Annotated in this window: 17 protein-coding genes and 1 pseudogene; 13 read left to right on the forward strand and 5 right to left on the reverse strand. The window is 70.0% G+C overall.

The window, feature by feature from the left end:
- The first annotated feature begins 38 nt into the window (after positions 1-38).
- From OVY01_RS08570 to sctC, 8 genes are all read left to right on the forward strand, one after another.
- A complete protein-coding gene (locus OVY01_RS08570; protein ID WP_267847038.1) occupies positions 39-863 on the forward strand; it encodes a hypothetical protein in 825 nt (274 codons plus the stop codon).
- A 1-nt stretch (position 864) separates the two neighbouring features.
- Positions 865-2,079, forward strand: coding sequence for a type III secretion system cytoplasmic ring protein SctQ (sctQ, locus tag OVY01_RS08575; protein WP_267847039.1), 1,215 nt, complete (start codon positions 865-867; stop codon positions 2,077-2,079).
- Positions 2,080-2,239: 160 nt separating this feature from the next.
- Positions 2,240-2,995, forward strand: coding sequence for an EscR/YscR/HrcR family type III secretion system export apparatus protein (locus tag OVY01_RS08580; RefSeq protein ID WP_267847040.1), 756 nt, complete (start codon positions 2,240-2,242; stop codon positions 2,993-2,995).
- A 1-nt stretch (position 2,996) separates the two neighbouring features.
- On the forward strand, positions 2,997-3,266 hold the full coding sequence (gene sctS, locus OVY01_RS08585) for a type III secretion system export apparatus subunit SctS (protein ID WP_267847041.1): 270 nt from the start codon (positions 2,997-2,999) through the stop codon (positions 3,264-3,266).
- Positions 3,266-4,114, forward strand: a complete 849-nt coding sequence (gene sctT, locus OVY01_RS08590; protein ID WP_267847042.1) for a type III secretion system export apparatus subunit SctT — start codon at positions 3,266-3,268, stop codon at positions 4,112-4,114. The genes sctS and sctT overlap by 1 nt, the downstream gene beginning before the upstream one ends.
- Before the next feature lie 10 nt (positions 4,115-4,124).
- Complete coding sequence (locus OVY01_RS08595) at positions 4,125-5,282, forward strand: EscU/YscU/HrcU family type III secretion system export apparatus switch protein (protein WP_267847043.1); 1,158 nt, start codon at positions 4,125-4,127, stop codon at positions 5,280-5,282.
- Entirely contained in the window at positions 5,279-5,686 is a 408-nt protein-coding gene (locus OVY01_RS08600; RefSeq protein WP_267847044.1) for a CesT family type III secretion system chaperone, read from the forward strand. Before OVY01_RS08595 ends, OVY01_RS08600 begins: the two co-directional genes overlap by 4 nt.
- Positions 5,687-7,540, forward strand: a complete 1,854-nt coding sequence (sctC, locus tag OVY01_RS08605) for a type III secretion system outer membrane ring subunit SctC (RefSeq protein WP_267847045.1) — start codon at positions 5,687-5,689, stop codon at positions 7,538-7,540.
- Between the two features lie 78 nt (positions 7,541-7,618).
- On the opposite strand, the gene OVY01_RS08610 is transcribed toward sctC, so the two are convergent.
- Both OVY01_RS08610 and OVY01_RS08615 read right to left on the reverse strand, forming a co-directional pair.
- Positions 7,619-8,326 carry an RNA polymerase sigma factor gene (locus OVY01_RS08610; RefSeq protein ID WP_267847046.1) on the reverse strand — a complete coding sequence of 236 codons (708 nt, stop codon included), beginning with the start codon at positions 8,324-8,326 and terminating at the stop codon, positions 7,619-7,621.
- 105 nt (positions 8,327-8,431) lie between these two features.
- Positions 8,432-8,848 (reverse strand): hypothetical protein, encoded by a 417-nt coding sequence (locus OVY01_RS08615; RefSeq protein WP_267847047.1) that lies wholly within the window; start codon positions 8,846-8,848, stop codon positions 8,432-8,434.
- Between the two features lie 451 nt (positions 8,849-9,299).
- On the opposite strand from OVY01_RS08615, the gene OVY01_RS08620 reads away from it, so the two are divergent.
- A complete protein-coding gene (locus tag OVY01_RS08620) occupies positions 9,300-9,797 on the forward strand; it encodes a type III secretion system chaperone (protein ID WP_267847048.1) in 498 nt (165 codons plus the stop codon).
- Here the strand turns inward: OVY01_RS08620 and OVY01_RS08625 are convergent.
- Complete coding sequence (locus OVY01_RS08625; RefSeq protein ID WP_267847049.1) at positions 9,781-10,245, reverse strand: ATP-binding protein; 465 nt, start codon at positions 10,243-10,245, stop codon at positions 9,781-9,783. The genes OVY01_RS08620 and OVY01_RS08625 overlap by 17 nt on opposite strands.
- On the opposite strand from OVY01_RS08625, the gene OVY01_RS08630 reads away from it, so the two are divergent.
- From OVY01_RS08630 to OVY01_RS08640, 3 genes are read left to right on the forward strand one after another with little or no spacing between them, the layout of a single operon-like run.
- A complete protein-coding gene (locus tag OVY01_RS08630) occupies positions 10,244-11,065 on the forward strand; it encodes a hypothetical protein (RefSeq protein ID WP_267847050.1) in 822 nt (273 codons plus the stop codon). The two genes, OVY01_RS08625 and OVY01_RS08630, sit on opposite strands and share 2 nt — an antisense overlap.
- Positions 11,062-13,359: a hypothetical protein gene (locus OVY01_RS08635; RefSeq protein ID WP_267847051.1), complete on the forward strand. Its 2,298-nt coding sequence runs from the start codon at positions 11,062-11,064 to the stop codon at positions 13,357-13,359. Before OVY01_RS08630 ends, OVY01_RS08635 begins: the two co-directional genes overlap by 4 nt.
- 7 nt (positions 13,360-13,366) lie before the next feature.
- Positions 13,367-15,484: a PP2C family protein-serine/threonine phosphatase gene (locus OVY01_RS08640; RefSeq protein WP_267847052.1), complete on the forward strand. Its 2,118-nt coding sequence runs from the start codon at positions 13,367-13,369 to the stop codon at positions 15,482-15,484.
- On the opposite strand, the gene OVY01_RS08645 is transcribed toward OVY01_RS08640, so the two are convergent.
- Entirely contained in the window at positions 15,400-16,173 is a 774-nt protein-coding gene (locus OVY01_RS08645) for a GNAT family N-acetyltransferase (protein ID WP_267847053.1), read from the reverse strand. The two genes, OVY01_RS08640 and OVY01_RS08645, sit on opposite strands and share 85 nt — an antisense overlap.
- Positions 16,174-16,337: 164 nt before the next feature.
- Here OVY01_RS08645 and OVY01_RS08650 point away from each other — a divergent pair.
- A pseudogene (locus OVY01_RS08650) lies at positions 16,338-17,174 on the forward strand (ABC transporter substrate binding protein); the annotation flags it as partial.
- Positions 17,175-17,200: 26 nt separating this feature from the next.
- Here OVY01_RS08650 and OVY01_RS08655 read toward each other — a convergent pair.
- Positions 17,201-19,309, reverse strand: coding sequence for a S9 family peptidase (locus OVY01_RS08655; protein ID WP_267847054.1), 2,109 nt, complete (start codon positions 19,307-19,309; stop codon positions 17,201-17,203).
- Positions 19,310-19,482 lie beyond the last annotated feature (173 nt).

Consider the following 19,482-nt stretch of genomic DNA (forward strand, 5'->3'; position numbering starts at 1 on the left):
GGGTGTGCTGAGCGAAACGCACCGGACAAGGAGGCGCCGTGAGAAGCAATCGATCGTATGCAGGCGGGCAGGAGCGGGGTGGGCCGGATCTGTCGGCGGGTCTGCCCCATGGCCGGGATCCGGGCCCGGACGCGCTGGCGCCACGTGCCGCGCCCCAAGGCGCCGCGCGCGCTTTCGAGCAGGCGATGCGGGGCGGGCGATTGCCCGGAGCACGCGCGCGCGATCATGGCGCGGCGCCCGGTGGCGACGGCGAGACGCCCGGCGATGACGAGATGCTTGGCGATGGCGAGACGCTCGGCGATAACGAGATGCTTGGCGATGGCGGAGCATTTGGCGATGGTGGGGCGCCTCGCGATCCAGGGCGCGACGCACGCGATGCATGGGGCGTCGATCAGCGCGACCGTGCGCGCTGCGCCGATCGCGATGCAGCGTCGCGCATACGTGACGTCTGGTCCTTGTTCGCCACGGGCGCCGCCGGGACGTTGGCGCCCGTGGCGCTGCCGGAACCGGGCGCGGCGCGGGAAGCGGCCCCGCGCGACCTCCTCGACGACCTGTTCGCCATGGTCGTGGCGTTGCGCGGCGACGTGTCCGGAACGGCGGTGATCGAAATCGACCTCGACGAACGGACCCTGCCGGGCGTGTCGGTCCGCATCGCCGAAACCGACGCCCGGTTGTGCTTCACCTTTTTCTGTCGGCGGGCAGACGGTTTCCGCCGGCTGGCCGGCCAGGCCGCGAGGATGGCCGGGTTACTGCACGAACGCCTCGCGCGGCCGGTGGGCGTCGCGGTGCGGCATCGAGGTGACGGCGATAAGGACAACGACATCGACGGCGGTACGGGCGACGTCGACGTCGCGGTGGGCTGACATGGCGCTTACCCCACGCCCGTCGCGCCTCATGCCGCGCCTGCGTCTGTCGGCGCGGGAAGCCGAGGCGCTGACGCTGATCAGCCGCCGCCTGCTGGACTGCTCGGTGCCGTGCGACGCGGCGATGCCGGGGCGCGCGGCCTGGCGGCTGTCGCTGACCCCTGGGCGCAACGATGCGGTGCGCGCCACCTGCGACCGCGAGATCGCGATCGACTGGTCGGGCGCGCGCCTGCATCTGCGCTTTCCCGCGCGTGCGGCCGCGTTGTGGCTGGCCGCGCGGCTGGGCGTGGACGAAGCCGAAGCGCTGGACCCGCCGCTGGCCGAGGCGGTGCTGGAAGCGATGCTGGACGAAGTGGTCGAACGGCTCGCGCTCGGCGGCCTGGGTGCACCGCGCTGGCGTCACGCGCCGCCGGTCGCGGATCCGCCCCTCGCACTGGCGCACGCCTTCGTGCTGGCCGTGCGGTGCGACGAGGAGGCGGATGTCGGGCCGGAGGCGGGCGGTGCGCCACGTTCCGGCGTGCTGGCCTGCGTCGAGACCGACGCATTCGGCGTGATGCTGCTGGCCAGCCTCCTCGCACGGCATCCGGACCGCGAAAACGACATCGCCATCGACGCGCTGCCGGTACCGCTGCGCCTGGTGATCGGCGACGCGGAACTGCGGGTCGTGGAAATGGCGTCGCTCGCAGCGGGCGACATCGTGCGGTGCACGCGCTGCACGCTGGGCGCCGTGCCGTGGGTGGCGGCCACCGCGCCCGACGGCCGGGTGTGGCGCATGCGACTGGTGGGGAGCGCGTCCGGCGAAACCGGGCCGGGCGCCGCCGGCCGCCTGATTTTTATGGGACGGGGGCATGGCATGACGGAAGGGCACTTTGATGAAACGACATTCGACGTGGCGCCCGGCGCGGATGGCCCACCGGCGATGGCGGAGGACACCCGCCGCGACGACGCCTGGATCGAACGCATGCCGGTGCGTCTCCAGTTCGATCTGGGCACCCAGGTCGTGCCGCTGGGCGAATTGCGGCGGCTGCAACCCGGACAGGCGCTCGACCTCGAGCGGCCATCGCGCGCGCCGGTCTGCATCCGCGCGAACGGCATGCCGATCGGATGGGGCGATCTGGTGGAAATCGACGGCAACATCGGCATCGTGATCGTCGCGCTCTCGGAAAGGATCCACGCGGCGGACGAGGCCACCGAGCGGACGCCGGCAGCTACCTGACCCGTCCGGCCGACCGCGTCGCGCCGTGTGCGGAGGGAACGGCGCGCCCTGCGCCGTTACGAACCGTCCATGCGACTCCTGAGTTTTCTGGTTCATCCATCGCTCGCGTCGATGCCGGTATCGTGATGCGTGCCGTGACTTTCCGCCAACCGGGCCGGCCATGACCCATTTCGATCCCGTCACGCTGGCGCTGGTGCTCGCCATGCTGGCGCTGCTGCCCACCGTCGCCGTCGTGACCACCTCGTTTCTGAAAATCTCGATCGTGATGTCGCTGGTGCGCAATGCGCTGGGCGTGCAGCAGGCGCCACCCAACATCGCGCTGTACGGCATGGCGTTGATCCTCACCGCCTACATCATGGCGCCGGTCGGACTGCGCGCGTACGACGGCATGATGGCCGTCTCCGCGGCGAGTCCGGCAGGCGTTTCCGGCGCGAGCCCCGCGGGCGTTTCCGGCGCGAGCCCCGCGGGCGTTTCCCGGTACCCGGACGTGGCCGGCGCCGCGAACGCCGCGTCGCCGTTGCGCATCGACGCCTTGTTCCAGGGCCTGAAAGCCGGCATCGAACCCTTGAAGGATTTCATGCTGCGCAACAGCCGGCCCGAGCAACGGGTCTTCTTCGCCAACACCGCGCGGCGGATATGGGGCGCGCAGCTGGCCGCCGGCATCGACGAGCGCACGCTGCTGGTACTGGTGCCGGCCTTCGTGCTCTCGGAGATGAACGCCGCGTTTCAGATCGGTTTCCTGCTGTACCTGCCTTTCGTGCTGATCGATCTCATCGTCTCCAACGTGTTGCTGGCGATGGGCATGATGATGGTGTCGCCGGTCACCATCTCGCTGCCGCTCAAGCTGTTCCTGTTCGTCATGGTCGACGGCTGGACCCGCCTGATCCAGGGGCTGGTGCTGTCCTACATTCAATGACATGCCGACACTCGACCTCATCGCCTATCTGAAGCAGGCCCTGCAACTGGTGCTGTGGCTGTCGATGCCGCCGATCGCGGTCGCGGCGATCGTCGGCACCGCGTTTTCGCTGTTCCAGGCACTCACGCAGATCCAGGAACAGACGCTGTCGTTCGCGGTGAAACTGATCGCGGTGGTGGCGACCCTGATGTTGCTGGGGCCGTGGATCGGCACCGAGCTGTACAACTACACGGTGTCGGTGTTCGATCATTTCTACGACGTGGCGCGCTGATGGCGCCACCGCTCGCCGTGCCGTCGTTCGGGCTCGATGCCTATGGCGACGCGAAACAGCTCCTCTGGGCATGGGCGCAGACGCAGCCGCGCATGCTCGCCATGCTGATGGTGCTGCCCCTGTTCAATCAGCAACTGGTGCCCAGCCTGTTGCGCTTCGCGATCGCGGCGGCGTTCGGCCTGCTCGCGGCGCCCGCGCTGCCGGGCGACGCTGCGTCCGCCGGCGCGGGCATGCCGTCGCTGCCGCCCCTGTTGCTGCTGCTGGTGCTGACGGCGAAGGAAGCCTTCGTCGGTTTCGTGCTCGGGTACTTTTTCGCGATGCCGTTCTGGCTGTTCCAGGCGGTCGGCTTCATCATCGACAACCAGCGCGGCGCGAGCATTGCCGCCACGCTCGATCCCCTGACCGGCAACGATTCGTCGCCGCTCGGGCAGCTCTTCCTGCAGGCCTTCATCGTCTTTCTGCTGTCCTCGGGCGGCCTGCAGCTCGTGCTCGGCAGCGTGTACGACAGCTTCCTGTTGTGGCCGCCGGCGGCCTGGCTGCCGCGGCTCTCGCCCGCGTCGGTGCCGTTGCTGCTCGACCAGCTCGATCGCCTGATCCGGCTGGCGCTCGTGCTGGCCTCGCCGGTGCTGATCGTCATGTTCCTCGCGGAGATGGGCCTCGCGCTGATCAGCCGCTTCGTGCCGCAGCTCCAGGTCTTCTTCATCGCGATGCCGATCAAGAGCGCGCTTGCCTTCCTGGTGCTGACGATGTATGTCGGCACGCTCTTCGCCCGCACCGGCGACATTCTCGGGGAACTTCACACGGTGCTGCCGTTCCTCAATGAGCAATGGCAGGCACGACCCCCTTGAAAATGCGGCGATGAGTTCCGAAAAGACCGAACCCCCCAGTCACAAAAAGCTGAACGATGCGCGTCGCAAGGGCGATGTCGCGCACAGCAAGGATTTCACGCAGACCCTGCTGATCCTTTCCCTGCTGGCCTATCTGGTGCTGCGCGGACGGGCGATATTCGAGACGCTGGCGGCGCTGGTGCTGTTTGCCGGCCGCATTTCGGCCGCCGCGTCGGCCGCCGCGTCGGCTACCGCGTCGGCTACCGCGTCGACGTTCTCGCCCGTGCCGCCGTTGTCGTTCAGCGGCGCGGTCGCCGCGCTCGGGCGGGAAGCGGCGGGCGCGTGCCTCGATATCGTGGCGCCGTTTCTGCTGATCGTGATCGGCGTGGGCGTGTTTGCGGAAACCGTGCAGGTCGGTGTCCTGCTGGCGTTCGAGAAACTCAAGCCGAGCGCGAAAAAACTCAATCCGGCGGCGAATCTGAAAAACATCGTCTCGAAGAAAAACCTGATCGAATTCGTCAAGTCGGTCGTGAAGATCGGTTTTCTGTCGGTGCTGGTCTGGAGGGTGGTGGCCGCCGCGCTGCCTGAGCTGTTCACGCTGCCGCGCGCGGGCGTCGATGGGGTTTTCGCCTCCGTCGGGGTCCTGATGACGACACTGCTGCTCAACGTGGCAGTGGCCTATGTCGCGCTTGGCGTCGCGGATCTTGCCTGGCAGCGGTATCTGCATCGTCAGGGACTGCGTATGTCGAAGGACGACGTCAAGCGTGAATACAAGGAAATGGAGGGCGATCCGCATGTGCGGAGCATGCGGCGCAATCTGCAAAAGGAGATGGCGATGCAGGGCGCGACGGCCGGCGCGCGGCGCGCCTCGGTGCTGATCACGAACCCGACGCATTACGCGGTCGCGATCTATTACGAAGCGGCCGAGACGCCGTTGCCGATCGTGCTCGCGAAAGGCGAGGGCGCGCTGGCGCAGCGCATGATCGACGAAGCGCGCGAGGCGGGCGTGCCGGTTCTGCGCGACATCCCCTTGGCGCGGGCGCTGAGCGCGCGCGCGGAGATCGCGCAATACATTCCGGAAACCTTCATCGAACCGGTCGCCGAGGTGCTGCGTCTGGTGCGGCAATGGGCGGAGGAAGCGGACGCGCGGGATGCGTCGGCCGCGCCGCTCGCGGGAGGGCGCGCATGAGCACCGCCTGCGCCGCCATGCTGCGGTCCTATCTCGCGCCTCGGGCGCTGCCGCTGCCGGATGCCGAGGGGCGGGCGACGGTGATCTTCGACGGCCGCCACCGCGTGCATTTGCAGGCCGGCTCGGACGGGCGCGTGGTCGTGCGCGCGCGCCTGATCGATTTGCCGCCGTTCGGTGCGCGCCGCGACGCGCTGCTGGTGGACATCGCGCGGCGTGCGGCGGTGGCGGCGAGCGCGACCCGCCAGCCCGTGCCCGCGTGCGTCGTCGATGCGCGCGAGGAAGCGGTCTGGCTGCAGTTGCGCCATGCGCCCGATGGCACGGCGGCCGATTTTGCGACCGCCCTGGGCGGTTTCGTCGACTGGCTGACGTTCTGGAAACGCCACCTCGAATGGATGTCGTCCTGAATGAATCCGATGCATAAGACCATCCTGACGCTGGCCCTGTCGGCTGCCTGCTGTGCGGCGCAGGCCGCGCCGCCGCGCTGGAACGACGCCCCGTTCAGTTATTACGCGAATGGGGTCACCGTCGAGCGGTTGCTGCGGGATTTTGCCCGCGATTTCAGTCTGCGCCTGGCGTTGAACGAACCGGAAGCCGCGCTCGCGGGCGGGACGGGAAGCGGGACCGGAAGCGGGACCGGAAGCGGATCCATAAGCGGGCCCCTGGGCAAGCGCGTGAACGGGCGCTTCAACAGTGCCAATCCCACCGGTTTCCTCGATCAGATGGGCAGCGTCTACGGCTTTTCCTGGTTCACGTATGCGGGCGTGCTGTACGTCAGCGACGCCAGCGACGTGGTCACGCGCGTCGTCGATGCGCATGGCGGGGGCATCGACCGGCTGCGCCAGGCGCTCGACGACCTGGGGGTGCGCGATCCCCGTTTCGGCTGGGGGGAAATGCCCGAGCGCGGCATCGCGCTGGTGTCCGGGCCGGCGCGCTACGTCGCGTTGCTCCAGCAGATCGTCGCGCAACTGCCCAGTTCGGCGGGTGCGCAGGAAGTCCGGGTATTTCGGCTCAAGCATGCCTCGGTGCTGGACCGCACGATCCGTTACCGTGACCAGCAGATCGTCACGCCCGGCATGGCGACGATGTTGCGGCGGTTGATCGCGGGCGACGGCGTGACCGGCGTGGTGGGCGACGACACCGTGTCCCGGCTCAGCGCGCCGTTGCGCGCCGGGCCCGCACCGGTGTTCGGCGCGGCGGGCAACGTCGGCGCACCGGGCCTGCCCCCGTTGCCGGCCCTCGGAATGCCCGCGGACGCCACGGCATCTCCGATCGCGGGCAGTGCATCCACGCCGGCCGCCGCGGGCGTCGCGGGTGCGGGCGGTCCCGGCAGCAGTCCCGGCAGCGCGCCGGCGGGAAGCACCGGCCCCACATCGAGCGGCGGTCGCGTTCTCGCGCCCTCGATCCAGGCCGACCCCCGTCTCAACGCGATCGTCGTGGAGGATGTGCCGGAGCGCATGCCGATCTATCGGCAGTTGATCGACGAACTCGACGTGCCCACGGCGTTGATCCAGATCGAGGCGGCGATCGTCGACGTCAGCCGCAATCACATCAAGGAACTCGGGATCAATTGGGGCGCCCGGCTGGGACGGGTCGGTCTCGGCTTCGGGGATACCTCGTCGGTGAGCGGCGGCGCGCGCAGCGGCGTGCTCGACGCGGTCAGCGCGGGCGGGGCGGGTACGACCACTCTGGTGGCGAATGCCGGGAATTCGTTCGCCGCGAAAATCAGCCTGCTCGAACAGGCGGGCGATGCGCGCGTGCTGGCGAGTCCGTCGGTCCTGACCGCCGACAACCAGGGCGCGGTGCTGGATCTCTCCGATACGTTCTATGTGCAAACGCGCGGGCAGCAGGTCGCCACCGTCACGCCGGTGTCGGTCGGCACGACCCTGAACGTCACGCCCCGGTATGTGTCGCCGCAGATCGCGGGACCGTATGGCGAAATCGAACTCACGGTGGATATCGAGGACGGGAAAATCCTGCCGACCCAGTACAACGGCCTGCCCGTGGTGCGCAAGAGCACCATCGGCACGCAGGCGCGCATCGCCGAGAACGAGGCGCTGGTGATCGCGGGTTACGACAGCGCCGACGACCAGAGCATGGTCACGCGCACGCCGTGGCTGGGAGCGTTGCCGTTGATCGGCGCATTGTTTCGCAACCGCGAGACCCGCGAGCGCAATACCGAGCGTCTGTTCGTGATCCGGCCGACGATCGTCGGCCTGCCCGAACCACGCCCGCCGGCGTCCACCGGCGCGCCGCAGTGACGCCACGATGCCGCTTCGATGAAACCCCTGTGATGCCGCGTCGATGAAGCCGCCACGATGCCGTGGCGACGCCGCGTGTCAGAGACTTACGCCGCGTGCCGCCAGTTTTTCGGTCAATGCGCGGCGCGCGCGCGACAGCCGGCTGCGCACCGTGCCGATCGGCACCGTCAGCATGACGGCCGCTTCCTCGTACGAGAGCGCTTCGATGCCGACCAGCATCAGCAGCTCGCGCATGTGCGGCGGCAGTTCGTCCAGCGCGGCGTCGAGTTGCCGGAACAACTGAGCCTGTGCGAACTGCCGCTCGGGGTCGTTGATCGCATACCCGGCGATGTCGCTCTCGGAAATGTCGTCGAGCGCGGATTCGTCCGTTATCTGATGGCGCCGGTGCGGCGAGCGCGACAGATAGTTCCGCACCAGATTCATCGCGATGCCGTAGAGCCAGGTCGACAGCTGCGATTCGCCGCGAAAGCTCCGGTAGGCCTGCACCGCCTCGACGAATGTCTGCTGCGCGAGTTCTTCCGCATCGCTGCTGTTGCCGATGTGCTTGAGGATGAAGCGATACAACCGTGAGGAATGGCTGTCGACGAGCTGCTTGAACAAGACGCCCTCGTCGAACGCCGGCGCGTGCGCGGCGGCATGGGTGTCGACAGCAGGGGTATCGACGACGGCACCGGTATCGACGACGGCCTCGTCATGGCGACCGGCGGCCGGGACGTCCGCGGGCAGGGCGGCGGCTGCGAAAACCAGCGCCGCGACGGGCTCCGGAACACGGGGATGACGCTTCATGATAATTCGTTGTCCTATCATATGAATAGTCGAAGCGATTCGCGTGCTGGCCGGACGATGCGCCCGTGCGCGCCCGACAGGAGTGCGGTTCCGGCGGTATCCCGCCTATTGCAGGCGCTGTGTCGTCCCGCCGATCGCGGGATGGGCGCCGCCCAGCAGGCCGGCCAGGAAATCCACGCCGTCGAGCGCCACGCGTGCCGTCTCGGTCATCGTGACGGCACGCTGCACCAGCGCCGATGACAGCGCTTCACCCGGACGCGGCGTCAGCCCCAGCTCCCGCACGGTATGCGCGACGAGTTCCGCGCCGAATGCGTCGCGCAGCGCGGCGACGAAATGCCGGACCGTGTCGATGCCGGGTTCCAGCCAGGCCACCGGACAGCCCGCGGGCGTCATGCCCACGGCGATCAGTTTCATCGCCGACGGGTGCTCGACGACGGCAATCGCCGGCCCCCGACCGGCATAGCGGCGAAAGTCGTCGAGGTGAATCCTGCGAGCGCCGCGCGCATCGGTGCATATGGTCATCCGAGCCTCCTGACAAATGGTTGAGGGGTGAGTAACACGGACCATGCGCGGGTTCCGTCAGGGTCTGCGCGCCCGAGCCGCGCCGCGTGGCGCCCCCCGGGCATCTGCCTACTCCATGAATTCGTTGTCTGCCAAGCGATGTGCAAAATATAACGGATGGATTTTCCGGATTCATTGTTTATTGCATACGCATGAGAAATGTTGAATATCCTGGAATAGCGGTGAAGTGCCTGGTTTGCGTATATTTGACTCATTGCGGCGGCGCACTCGAAATTATTGCATTCATTAATCGGAAATTATTGCGTAAAGGGCGCACCGCCAAGCCTGGCAAGGCTTTATGAAGGTGACGCCGGTTTTACCGGCGGCTGTCGGTTTCAAAGAATCAGGGTGTGCCGGCGACGCGACGCGCCGGATGAAAAAACATTTCAGGTAATGAAAACGGGAGTGCGCTGTGATTAAGCAAAACCTGCTCGGCATGTCTTTCGACATTGCCCCCGTCCGCTCGGATCCCCTCCATGAGCTGGGTGCGCTGTGCGGTCTGGAGGACCTGCGTACGAATGCCGAAGGCCTGTGTTGCCTGGTGTTCGGGACGCGCATCGTGCATCTGCAGCGCTGGCCTCACAGCAGCCGGATACGTTTGTCGAGCGAAGTCGCGGCATTGCCGGTGGCGGCACTGCCCGGCGTGGGACCGGTGCGCGAGTCGCTTCAGGAAATGCGCCGCGACGGTATCGCGTTGCGGATCCTGCACGCCGATGCCTGGTGCGTGCAGTCCGTGTTCGACGGTCTGGGCGTAAGCGAGGACGACGGCGCGGCAGGCGCATCGCTGCTGGCGGCGATCGAACGGCTGCTCCGGCACGCGCAGGCCTGGCAGCGGGCGGCGTCGGCGCCCGGCGCATCCGTGCTGCCCGCCGCGCGGCGCGGCTCGCCGGCGTTCAGACGTCGGGGATGATGGCCTTGTGCACGACGAGGTGATTGCAGCCATCGGCGTGCCGGTAGTGCATCGTCTCGGTCAATTGCGTGACGAAATGCACGCCGAGACCGCCATGCGCGCGCGCCGCGAGCGGCGCGCGCGTATCCACCGGCGCGCGCCGGGTCATGTCGAAGGGCGGGGCGTCGTCGCGCAGCGTGATCGATAGCGCATCGCCCGCGGCGGTGAACGCCACGCACAGGTCGATCGTGACGGCGGCGTGCGGTCCGTGCGCGGCGGGCCGCGTGCCATGCATCGCGATATTCGTCAGCAGTTCTTCGAGAATCAGTTCGACGTGAAAGGCGGTCCTGCGCGGCAGGGCGACCTGCCCGGCCCACGTCGCGAAAGCGTCGTTGAGCGCGGCGACGTCTTCCATGCTGGCGGAGATGCGCCGCGAGAACGGTGTCGGTAATGTCAGGAGAGGCGTCATGGGCAGGTTTGTCGTCGGCGCGCGGCGCGGTATCGTCCGCGTGGGGCTGTTGCGGGGGCGGTTGGCGCGGGTGGGTCGCAAACTGGGTCAGGCGGCGGGACGCACCATGGAGACCGCCGGAACATGGTTAGTATCGCTCATGATCGGCGTGTTTGTCGTGCATTTGCTGTTGGGCGCGGAAAACCGTGCGACCCGCGATGCCTGGCGCGGCGAACGCTTCACGCTGACGTTGCGCCAGCTTGCCGACCGCTTCGAGAACGACCTGGCGCTGGGCCTCGATCCGATCGGCAACGGTGCCGGCGCGCGCATGCTCGATGTCGCGTATGGGCGTGATGCCGCGCTGGTCGCGGTGCGGGTGGTCGACCGTCACGGCACGATCCTGCTCGACAGCGATCGGGGCGGCGTGGGCGGGAGGGTGCCGGCTGCCGTTCGCCATGCGGCGGATATCGCCGGCGCATGGCCGTGGCGCGCGCGGGTGGGCCCGCAGTGGATCCAGGGCGTGGCGATCCATAACGCCTTCGGCGAATGGGTCGCCGATGTCATGCTGACCTACGCCGATTCGTCGGCCGCGCCGCCCTGCGCCGCGCCGTCCGGCACCGCGGCGCAGGGCGGCGCGGCATGGTTGGCGGCCGCCGTGACGTTCCTGCTGGCATGCGGGTGCGCGACAGCCGTGCTGGCGCGGCTGCATGGCGCGCCAGCCGCCCGTGCCGTGGCGCGCGAACAGGCCGATGGGCGGCGCATCGCCATGGCGCGGCTCGCAGCACTGGAACACTGTCTGGAAACGGTCGACTGCGACGTACCCCGGCAGGACGTCCAATGAGCGATGCCGCCCGGCTGTATCGCCGCTTTGCCCTGGTCGGCATGCTCGCGCTGGGCGGCACGAGCCTGTTCCTGTTCGCCGGTTGTCTGCGTCAGCAGGGCCTGGACGCGGAGCACGAGCGTGCGTCGCGCGCGCGCGCGCTGGCGCGGACGCTCGCCGCGCAGATCGGTGCGGCGGTGACGGACGGCGTGCCGCTGACGCGCTTCGTCGATCTTGCGGATTTCGTCGCGCAGCAACGCCGAGGCGACCCCTTGTTGTCGATCGCAGTGTGCGACGCGCACAGCCGGGTGCTGGCGGCCAGCGGCATGCGGTCTGCCGTGGAGGGCGGCAAGGGCGGCGACGGCTGCGCCGCAGATCTCGCGCATGAGGATGCCGACGGGCGCGGTGCGGGTGCCGATCATCGCGGTGGCGGCAAGGACGCCGATAGCGCCGCCGCCCACGACGCCGACGGCACGGTCTTCGCCGTGGCGCCGGTACGCGACATGCGATCGGGTGGGCGCGTGGGTTTCGTGCGCGTCTCGCTGGCGGCGGGCGGTGTCGTGCAGCGGTTTGTCGCGCCGCTCGCGCTCGGCCTGTGCGATTTGCTGGTGGTGCTGGCCGCGGTGCTCGGTTTCGCCGGCGAGGCCCTGCGTGTGGCCTGGCGCTGCGGCCCCGAGTTGCGTCGACGCGTCGTTCTGGCCGGGGCGCGCCGCCTGCAGGCGGAGGACTTTTCGTCATCCTGGCGCGGCGCGGCGCGGCGCCGCTGGGATACGCGCGCGCAGGACAATACGCACCTCGTGCGCCAGGTCAACGAAAGCGAGCGGCGCGCCTGGCGCCTGGTCGACTCCCTGTCGCGTACCGAAACCGACGTCACGCGGCGTGCCCGGCTCGACGCGCGACTCGCTCGCGCGCGCGGTCCGGCGCGTTTCGCCGGGCAGGCGCCGGCCACGCGCTGCGGGGTGGCGACCGTCGCGCAGGCGCGCTGGCTGGCGCTGCTCGCCGGGTGCGCGGCAGGCGCGCTGGGAACCCCGGGTGGCGCGGGTGCCGCCGGACAGGGGGGTGGCAGCACGTCCCTGTGGTTGTGCGTGGCGACCCTGCTCGGTATGGCCGCCGCGTGCCGGCCGCCGATCGGACGTGGGGCGTCCGCCGCTTCGATCGGCGTCGCGGGTTGCATCGGCCTCGTCCTGCTGGCGTTGTGCGCCGTATGGATCGGCCCGATGGACGTGACGGGCGTGTCCGGAGCCGGGCACATGGCGACGGTCTTCGGCGACTCGGGCGGCATGGGCGGTACCTGGGTCACGCGCGTGATCGTGCATGCGGCGGCAGGCGCTTGCCTGGGCGCACTGCTCGGGGCCGCGGACAGTGCCGTGCGCATGGCCACGCGCAAATCCCGTTTCGACATGCCGCGAACGGGCATGCGCGACCACTGGCTGGGCGCCTTTCTGGGCCTGTTCTGGTTCGGTCCCGTCGCCGCGGCGTTCATCGGCGCGGTGCTGCCCGGCTGGGCGGGGTACGGATGCGCGGCGCTGGCGGCCTTGCCCGCCGCCGCCGCCGCGCTCCTGCTGGCGCGTTATCGCGGCGACCGGCGCAGCGTCGGCGGGCGGCATCCCTGGCAGGGCCTGCCGCCATCGCGGACCGGGGTTGCGCGACGCGCCGACGCGCCGCGCAACGGTGAGCGCCGCGCGGTGATCGCCGCCGCGCTGGCGGTGGGTGGCTGGTGTCTGCAGGCAACGTGGCTCGTCCGCGCGGACGCGGGGTGGCTCGTGGCAGGACTGCGCGCCACGGGGCTGGACGCGGCGGGCCAGGGTCTGCCGGGGCACGCGCCGATGCTGCTCTGGAGCGCGGTGGGTCTCGGCCTGCTGGCCGGCGCGCGCACGGCACGGCGCGCGCCATGCGCAACAGGCGTGCCGTGCGTGCCGGGTATGTACGCCGCCGCCGCGCAGGCCGCGGTGCTGACGTACCTGATTCTCGTACTGCCGCTCGCCGGACACGGGCCGGCCTGGCAGCGGGATATGGTCGTGCTGGGTGCGTGGGCGTTGGCGGCGGTCGGCGCCGGCTTGCTGGCGGCCACGATCGCGCACCGGCTCGCCGCGTTGCGCGCGCCGCTTGCGGCCTGCCTGCCGGTTTTTTGCCTGACCCTGGGGATGGGCGAACTCGTTGCTCTGGCATGCGAAGGGGGCGCGATGCGGTGGGAGGCACCGCACGCCGCCGATGCGTGGACGCCGTTGCTGGCCTTCCTGGCGGCGCTGGCGGTGCTGGCCGCGCCCGCGCACCCGCGCCGTTCCCCGCCGGCGTGCGTCAGCCGTGCGGATTAAGCCGGGCATGATGCTGATCGTGGCGCTGTCGGTGGGCGCGGGCGTGCTGTTCACCCATGCCATCGGTGTGTTGCGCGCGCGCGCGACGCAGGTCGAGCACATGGCGGTATTGCGCGCGGTCCTGACGTCGGAATGGCGCCAGGCGGATCGCGTCGCGTCCCTGGCGCTCACGGACCGGCTCGACGCGGCGCGCGATGCGGTGTGCGGTGCGGGACGGTCGGCGGCGGCCCGCGACGGGCTGGACCGCTGGGTGCAGCGGCACCCGGGCACGCGGGTCGAACTGACCGATGCCATGGGCCGGATGGGTTACACGAGCGCGCTCGATCTGGATGCCATGCCGCTCGCGCGCGCCGACATGATCGGGGCGGCTTTGCGGCCGGTTCCAGCTCCGGTCCGTGGCGCTCACCATCTCGACCGCGACGCCGACCGCGACGCCCGACGCTTCGCGCCGGTCGGCCACGGGCGCTATGGCTGGATCGGCGTGCGGCGCATCGCCTGCGCGCCGGCGCGCGCCCGGCTGCTGTGGCTGGAGATCGATGCCCAGGCATCGCTCGACGACCTGCGCGCGCGCCTGGGCGGCGCGCTGGAACTGACCGATACGGGCGCATTCAACAACGACGCGCGGGCGATGCCGGGGCGGGCGTCCGGCTCCCATGCGCTGGTATTGCCGCTGCCGCCGGCCGATGCGGCAGCCCGGCCGCTCGCCGCACTGGCCTGGCGCCCGGCCGCGACGTTGCCGCCCGCGCCGGCGCGCGTAGCCGTCTCGGCCGACATGCCCGACATGCCCGGCGATGCGAACCGGCGGTTGCATTGGCAGGTGGCCGCCTGCGGCGCGATGTTGCTGCTCGCGATGCTGGGGGCGGCCCTGGCGCTGCGCGCACTGTTCGCGCCGCTGGGGCGCTCGGTCGCGGTGCTGGCGCAGCTGGCGCAGGGGCGCTACGCCGCCGCGACCGACCCCGAGGACAGCGAGCGCGGCGACGCCGCCGGAGCGATCGCCCGCGACGTGACCGTGCTGCGCGGCGAGCTATTGAATCTGCAGATGCTGCGCGACGAACGGGAGCGCGGCGCGCGACAGCAGGCGCGCCTGGTGCGGTGGCAGTTGCGCACGCTGGCCGACGCGTTGGACGAGGCCGAACGCAACGATGTCGTGGCCCTGCTCGATGCCGCCACTTCGCAGGGAGAGGCCGCCGGCACGCTGGCGGATCTCGCGGCGGTGCTCGGCCGGCTGTCGGACCTGATCGCCACGCAGCACGGCAAGCTGCGTGGCCTGCTGGCCGACCTCGCGCTCGCGCTGGAGAACGAGACCCGCTTCGCGGCGCTGCGCCAGGAGCTGGAGATCGCCCGACAGATGCAACTGTCGATCCTGCCGCGTGCCGCGCCCGGCGTCGCGGGGATCGAACTGGCGGCGTCGATCATTCCGGCACGCGAAGTCGGCGGCGATTTCTACGACTATTTCATGATCGACGACGCGCATCTCGGCGTCGTCGTCGCGGACGTCTCGGGAAAGGGCGTGCCCGCGGCCTTTTTCATGGCGATCGCCCGGTCATTGCTGAAGAACACCGCGTTGCTGCTGCGCGAACCCGAGGTCGTGATGGCGCGGCTGAACCAATTGCTGTGCGAGGACAACGCGCAACTGATGTTCGTCACGTTGTTTCTCGGCGTGCTGGACGTGCGCACGGGCGCGCTGGTCTATGTCAACGCCGGCCACAATCCGCCGCTCCACGTGCGCCCTGGCGCGGCACCGGTCTGGCTGCGCGCGGGCCGCAATATGGCGCTGGGCATCGTCGAGGGCCTGGCGTTTCACGCCGACACCCTGCATCTGGCGCGCGACGACGTCCTGTTTCTCTACACCGACGGCGTGACCGAGGCGCAGGCCTGCGACGCGGCCCTGTTCGGTGAAGCGGCATTGCGCGACGTGGTGGACGGCACGGCGCGGCCCGGCGTGCCGATGCGGGACGTCAACGATGCCGTCGTCGCCGCGATCCGCGATTTCGAGCGCGGCATGCCGCAAGCCGACGACATCACCTGTTTCGCGCTGCGCTATGTGGGCCCCCCCGGGGGCCACCCCGCCGGTGTCGTCGCAGAGGCCGCGCCGGTCGCCTCCCAGCCCAACACGAGACGATGATGCCCATCGACATCGCCCGCGCCGACCACACGAAAACCGGCCATCTGCAGATTGTGCCGGCTCGCCGGATTGTGCGGCGAGACGATCGCCCAGAAGCGGTGCGCGCCCCGGCGACGCCCCTGTTGCAGTCGTGCCTCGATCAGACGGCGTTGCAGGCCGTGGCCGCGCCATGCCGGATCGACCATGCAGCTCGCCAGTTCCGGCAGCCGCGCCCTTGCCGGCGCGCCCCAGGGCGACCGATGCGCCGAATCCACGCCCGGATCCGCACCCGGATCCGCACCCGGATCCGCACCCGGGTCCACACCCGGGTCCACACCCGAATCCGCATTCGAGTCCGCATTCGCGTCCGCGCTTGCGTCCCCATGCGGCAGGTGCAGCATCCCGTAGGCGATCAGCGTCGCGCCCGCGAAGCAACCCAGCGTGATGCCGGTCGCGCCGCGGTGGCGCGCGATGAAGGCCGCCTCGTCGGACTCCGCGACGTAGCAGTCCGGATGCGTCAGCGTCGCGAGGACGCGCGCGCGCAGCGCGACGATCGCGGCGGCATGCCGCACCGTCAGACGCCGGATGCGCAGGGAAGGCGTGCTGTCGGGAAAAACCGATGAGGAGAGGGCGGACGAAGGGAGACCCGATGAAGCGAGAGCCGACGAAGGCGGCGGCGTGGCGGGCGTATGGCGTGCGGTGGGTGTCATGTCTGCTGGTGCTCGTCGGAGGCGCGCGGCTGCTGGCGCAGTGGCCCACGATGAGTGACACGGAAACGCCAGGCGTTCACGCCGCCGCGGGCCTCACCCACCACGTCGGCGAATTCCTCGCACCGCGCCCGGCGCCTGCCGCCACGCGCGAATGGACGATCGCGATGGTGCTGCCACGCCCGGAACAGAATGACGAGATCGCCTTCCGGCGATACCTGGCGCGGCACCACGTCGCGGCGCGCTATGCGCAGGTGGCATTCACGGGACGGGCGCGGGACCGCGCGGCGCTGGTACGGCAGGTACGGGCGCTGCGTCCCGACCTGATCTATGCCTGGGGCACGCCGACGACGCTGGCGCTGGCCGGACGTTACGACGATCCGGAGCGCGGCCCGGGCATCCGCGATATTCCCATCGTCTTCGCCGAGGTAAGCGACCCGGTGGGGGCGGGCATCGTGGCGTCGCTCGACGCGCCCGGGCGCAATGTCACCGGCGTGCCGCATATCGCGCCGCTGGAGACGCAGCTGGAGGTGCTGCGGTCCTACCGGAACTTCCGCCGGATCGGTTTCATCGACAATCCGCTGGAAGTGAATTCCGCACTGCTGCTCGCCCGGCTGCGCACGCTCGCGCACGCGCGCGGCATCGACATCGTCGCGCGGGAAGTCGGCCTGCGGGCCGACGGCGCCGCCGATGTCGCGACGATTCCCGCGCGGGTACGGGAACTCAGGACTGCCGGGGCGGACGTGTTGTACATCGGCGCGAGCACGCTGCTGGCCTTCAGCCAGCGCGATCTGGTCACCACGGCGGCGCTCGCTGCGGGTCTGCCCACGTTCTGCACGACCGAGAGCATCCTGCGCCAGTCGCGCTGTCTGTACGGGATTTTCTCGAACGGCGGCACGGTCGGGGAGTTCGCCGCCTTCAAGGCCGAGCGGATCCTGGTCGACGGGCACGCGCCCGCCGCCATTCCGGCCCGACCGCTGGCGCGGTTTTCAACCGTCGTGAACCTGGCGGTCGCGCGCCGTCTGGATCTTTATCCGCCGCTGGCGCTGTTGCAGGCCGCCGAGGTCGTCGGTGTGGCGGCGTCGGAGCCGGTCAGGTCGGCCGCCAGCCCGTCGGGATCCGCTTCGAGCCGCAGACTGCTCGACGACAGCGTCGCCGCCTCGGCCGGTTCCAGCGCGCCGCCCAGGTAGCGCGCCAGAAAGGCCTCGGCCAGCGCGAAGAACGACAGGCGGTTCTCCGGTCGCGCGAAGCCGTGGCCTTCATCCGGGTACAGCGCATAGGTCACCGGCACGCCGGCCTGCTGCATCGCCGCGACCATCTGGTCGGCCTCGGCCTGCTTGACGCGCGGATCGTTCGCGCCTTGCGCGATGAGCAGCGGGCGCCGGATGCGCTCGGCCAGGAAGAGCGGCGAACGCTCGCGCAGCAGCGCCTGGCCCGCTTCGGTACGTGGGTCGCCCACGGCCTGGTACAGGATGGTCTTTTGCGATTCCCAGTATTCCGGCACGCTGTCGAGCAGCGTCTGCAGGTTCGACGGCCCGACGATATCGATGCCGCAGGCATAGCGTTCGGGGTTGCGGGTGAGCGCGGCGAGCGTCGCGTAGCCGCCGTAGCTGCCGCCCATGATCGCGACGCGATCCGGATCGGCGATGCCCTGCGCGATCGCCCAGTCCACGGCGTCCAGCAGATCGTCGTCCATCTTGCGGCCCCATTCGCCGTCGCCCGCGTTCACGAAGGCCTTGCCGAAACCGGTCGAACCGCGGAAGTTCAGCGACATCACCGCATAGCCGCGGTCGGCCAGCCACTGGTGTTGCGCGTCATAGCCGAAATGGTCGCGTGCCCACGGGCCGCCGTGCACGAGCAGGACCAGCGGCGCGGGCGCCGACGGGGCTCGCGAGGCGGACGGGGCCGCCTGCGCGTCGCGCGCGTCGGTGGCCTTGACGCCTTCGTCGACATCGTCGACATCGCCGACATCGCCGACATCGGCCGCCCCGGTGGTCGATGCCATCGTCGTCGCCGGGTCGCCGATGCCCGCCGGTAACGTGAGATAGGCGACGAGCGTCAGCCCGTCGCGTGTGGGCAGGGCGAGCGGCTGCATCGGCGCGCTCGCATGGGCCGCGAGTTCCGGACGCGCGTCGAAGAGCTTGACGAGTGTGCGCGCCGCGCGCTCGTACCGGTACGTCGCGCCCGGATGGCGATCCGTGATCGACGCGATGAGCCACACCGCGTCGTCCTCGGTGCGGCTTTGCAGGGCCCAGTCGCCGATGTCCTGGCTGGCGAGGAAGTCCAGGTCCGGCTGCAGCGCCGGGTCCAGCGCATGGTATTCGAGGCGCTGGTAGTCGACCGAGCACGCCACCGGCACGCCCGTGTCCGGATCGGTCAGGTAACCGCCGACGTCGGCGCGCGGGTCGGCGAACAGCACCGTGGTTGCGCCGCTGGCGATGTCCACCTGCGTCAGCGCCGCGGTGTCGCGCCCGCGGCTGTCGCGCAGGTACAGCAGCGTGCCGTCCCGGTTCAGGCCGGTGCCGTGCGATGTCTTCGCGTCGACGGGATCGAAACTCAGCCAGGGCGCCCACTCCCGCACCGGGCCATCGCCGCCCGCGGGTTTCAGGATCGTGGAACCGCCATCGGGCCGGACCTCGCTCGCGAGCCGCACGTGGAAGTCCTCGCCGAAATCAAAGTCCGCCAGACCCGGATTCTGGACAACGAGCGTCGTCTCGCCCGTGTCCAGCCGGATGCGGTAGACATCCGGAAAACGCTTGTCGCGCCGGTTCATCGACACCAGCACCTCGTCGCGGATGTCGCGGCTCAGGCCCGCGACGTGGGCCATGACGCCGGCGTAGGGCGTCAGGTCCTTGACGTCCATGTCGATGGTATCGAGCGCGTGCACATGCCAGTTCTCGTCGCCGTCGCGGTCGCGCAGATACAGCATATGGCGGCCGTTGAAGGTCCACGCATAGTGCCGAATGCCGCGGCCGGTGTCGCGCGTCAGCGGCCGGGCGGCGTCCGGCTGGTCGGCGGGCGCGCGCCAGAGATTGAGCACGCCGTCGAGCGGCGCGAGCCACGCGAGCCAGCGCCCATCGGGGCTGATCGTGGCCGACGCGCGGCGCGGATTTCCAAAAAGTAGCGCTCTTGGGACCATGTGTTCGACTCCAGTGAATCGCAGCAGTGTACCGCGCACGGCGGCGGCCAGCGCAAGGCGCGTCCGGTACGACGCGCGCCGAACGCGGCATTCACGCCCGCCGCCCCGCAACGGGGCGGCTGCACAACACCAGTGCGCGGCGCCGTCCACCGACCCCATCCGTGCGCACCACG

It is taken from the genome of Robbsia betulipollinis (assembly GCF_026624755.1).
Taxonomy (GTDB): domain Bacteria; phylum Pseudomonadota; class Gammaproteobacteria; order Burkholderiales; family Burkholderiaceae; genus Robbsia; species Robbsia betulipollinis.

Bases quoted from the DNA above. Each gene is read 5' to 3' on its own strand.
- OVY01_RS08615 (WP_267847047.1), bottom strand. From the start codon at position 8,848: ATGACCATATGCACCGATGCGCGCGGCGCTCGCAGGATTCACCTCGAC.
- OVY01_RS08595 (WP_267847043.1), top strand. From the start codon at position 4,125: ATGAGTTCCGAAAAGACCGAACCCCCCAGTCACAAAAAGCTGAACGAT.
- OVY01_RS08600 (WP_267847044.1), top strand. From the start codon at position 5,279: ATGAGCACCGCCTGCGCCGCCATGCTGCGGTCCTATCTCGCGCCTCGG.
- OVY01_RS08610 (WP_267847046.1), bottom strand. From the start codon at position 8,326: ATGAAGCGTCATCCCCGTGTTCCGGAGCCCGTCGCGGCGCTGGTTTTC.
- OVY01_RS08630 (WP_267847050.1), top strand. From the start codon at position 10,244: ATGGGCAGGTTTGTCGTCGGCGCGCGGCGCGGTATCGTCCGCGTGGGG.
- OVY01_RS08635 (WP_267847051.1), top strand. From the start codon at position 11,062: ATGAGCGATGCCGCCCGGCTGTATCGCCGCTTTGCCCTGGTCGGCATG.
- OVY01_RS08655 (WP_267847054.1), bottom strand. From the start codon at position 19,309: ATGGTCCCAAGAGCGCTACTTTTTGGAAATCCGCGCCGCGCGTCGGCC.
- sctT (WP_267847042.1), top strand. From the start codon at position 3,266: ATGGCGCCACCGCTCGCCGTGCCGTCGTTCGGGCTCGATGCCTATGGC.
- OVY01_RS08640 (WP_267847052.1), top strand. From the start codon at position 13,367: ATGATGCTGATCGTGGCGCTGTCGGTGGGCGCGGGCGTGCTGTTCACC.
- sctC (WP_267847045.1), top strand. From the start codon at position 5,687: ATGAATCCGATGCATAAGACCATCCTGACGCTGGCCCTGTCGGCTGCC.
- OVY01_RS08645 (WP_267847053.1), bottom strand. From the start codon at position 16,173: ATGACACCCACCGCACGCCATACGCCCGCCACGCCGCCGCCTTCGTCG.
- OVY01_RS08625 (WP_267847049.1), bottom strand. From the start codon at position 10,245: ATGACGCCTCTCCTGACATTACCGACACCGTTCTCGCGGCGCATCTCC.
- sctQ (WP_267847039.1), top strand. From the start codon at position 865: ATGGCGCTTACCCCACGCCCGTCGCGCCTCATGCCGCGCCTGCGTCTG.
- OVY01_RS08580 (WP_267847040.1), top strand. From the start codon at position 2,240: ATGACCCATTTCGATCCCGTCACGCTGGCGCTGGTGCTCGCCATGCTG.
- sctS (WP_267847041.1), top strand. From the start codon at position 2,997: ATGCCGACACTCGACCTCATCGCCTATCTGAAGCAGGCCCTGCAACTG.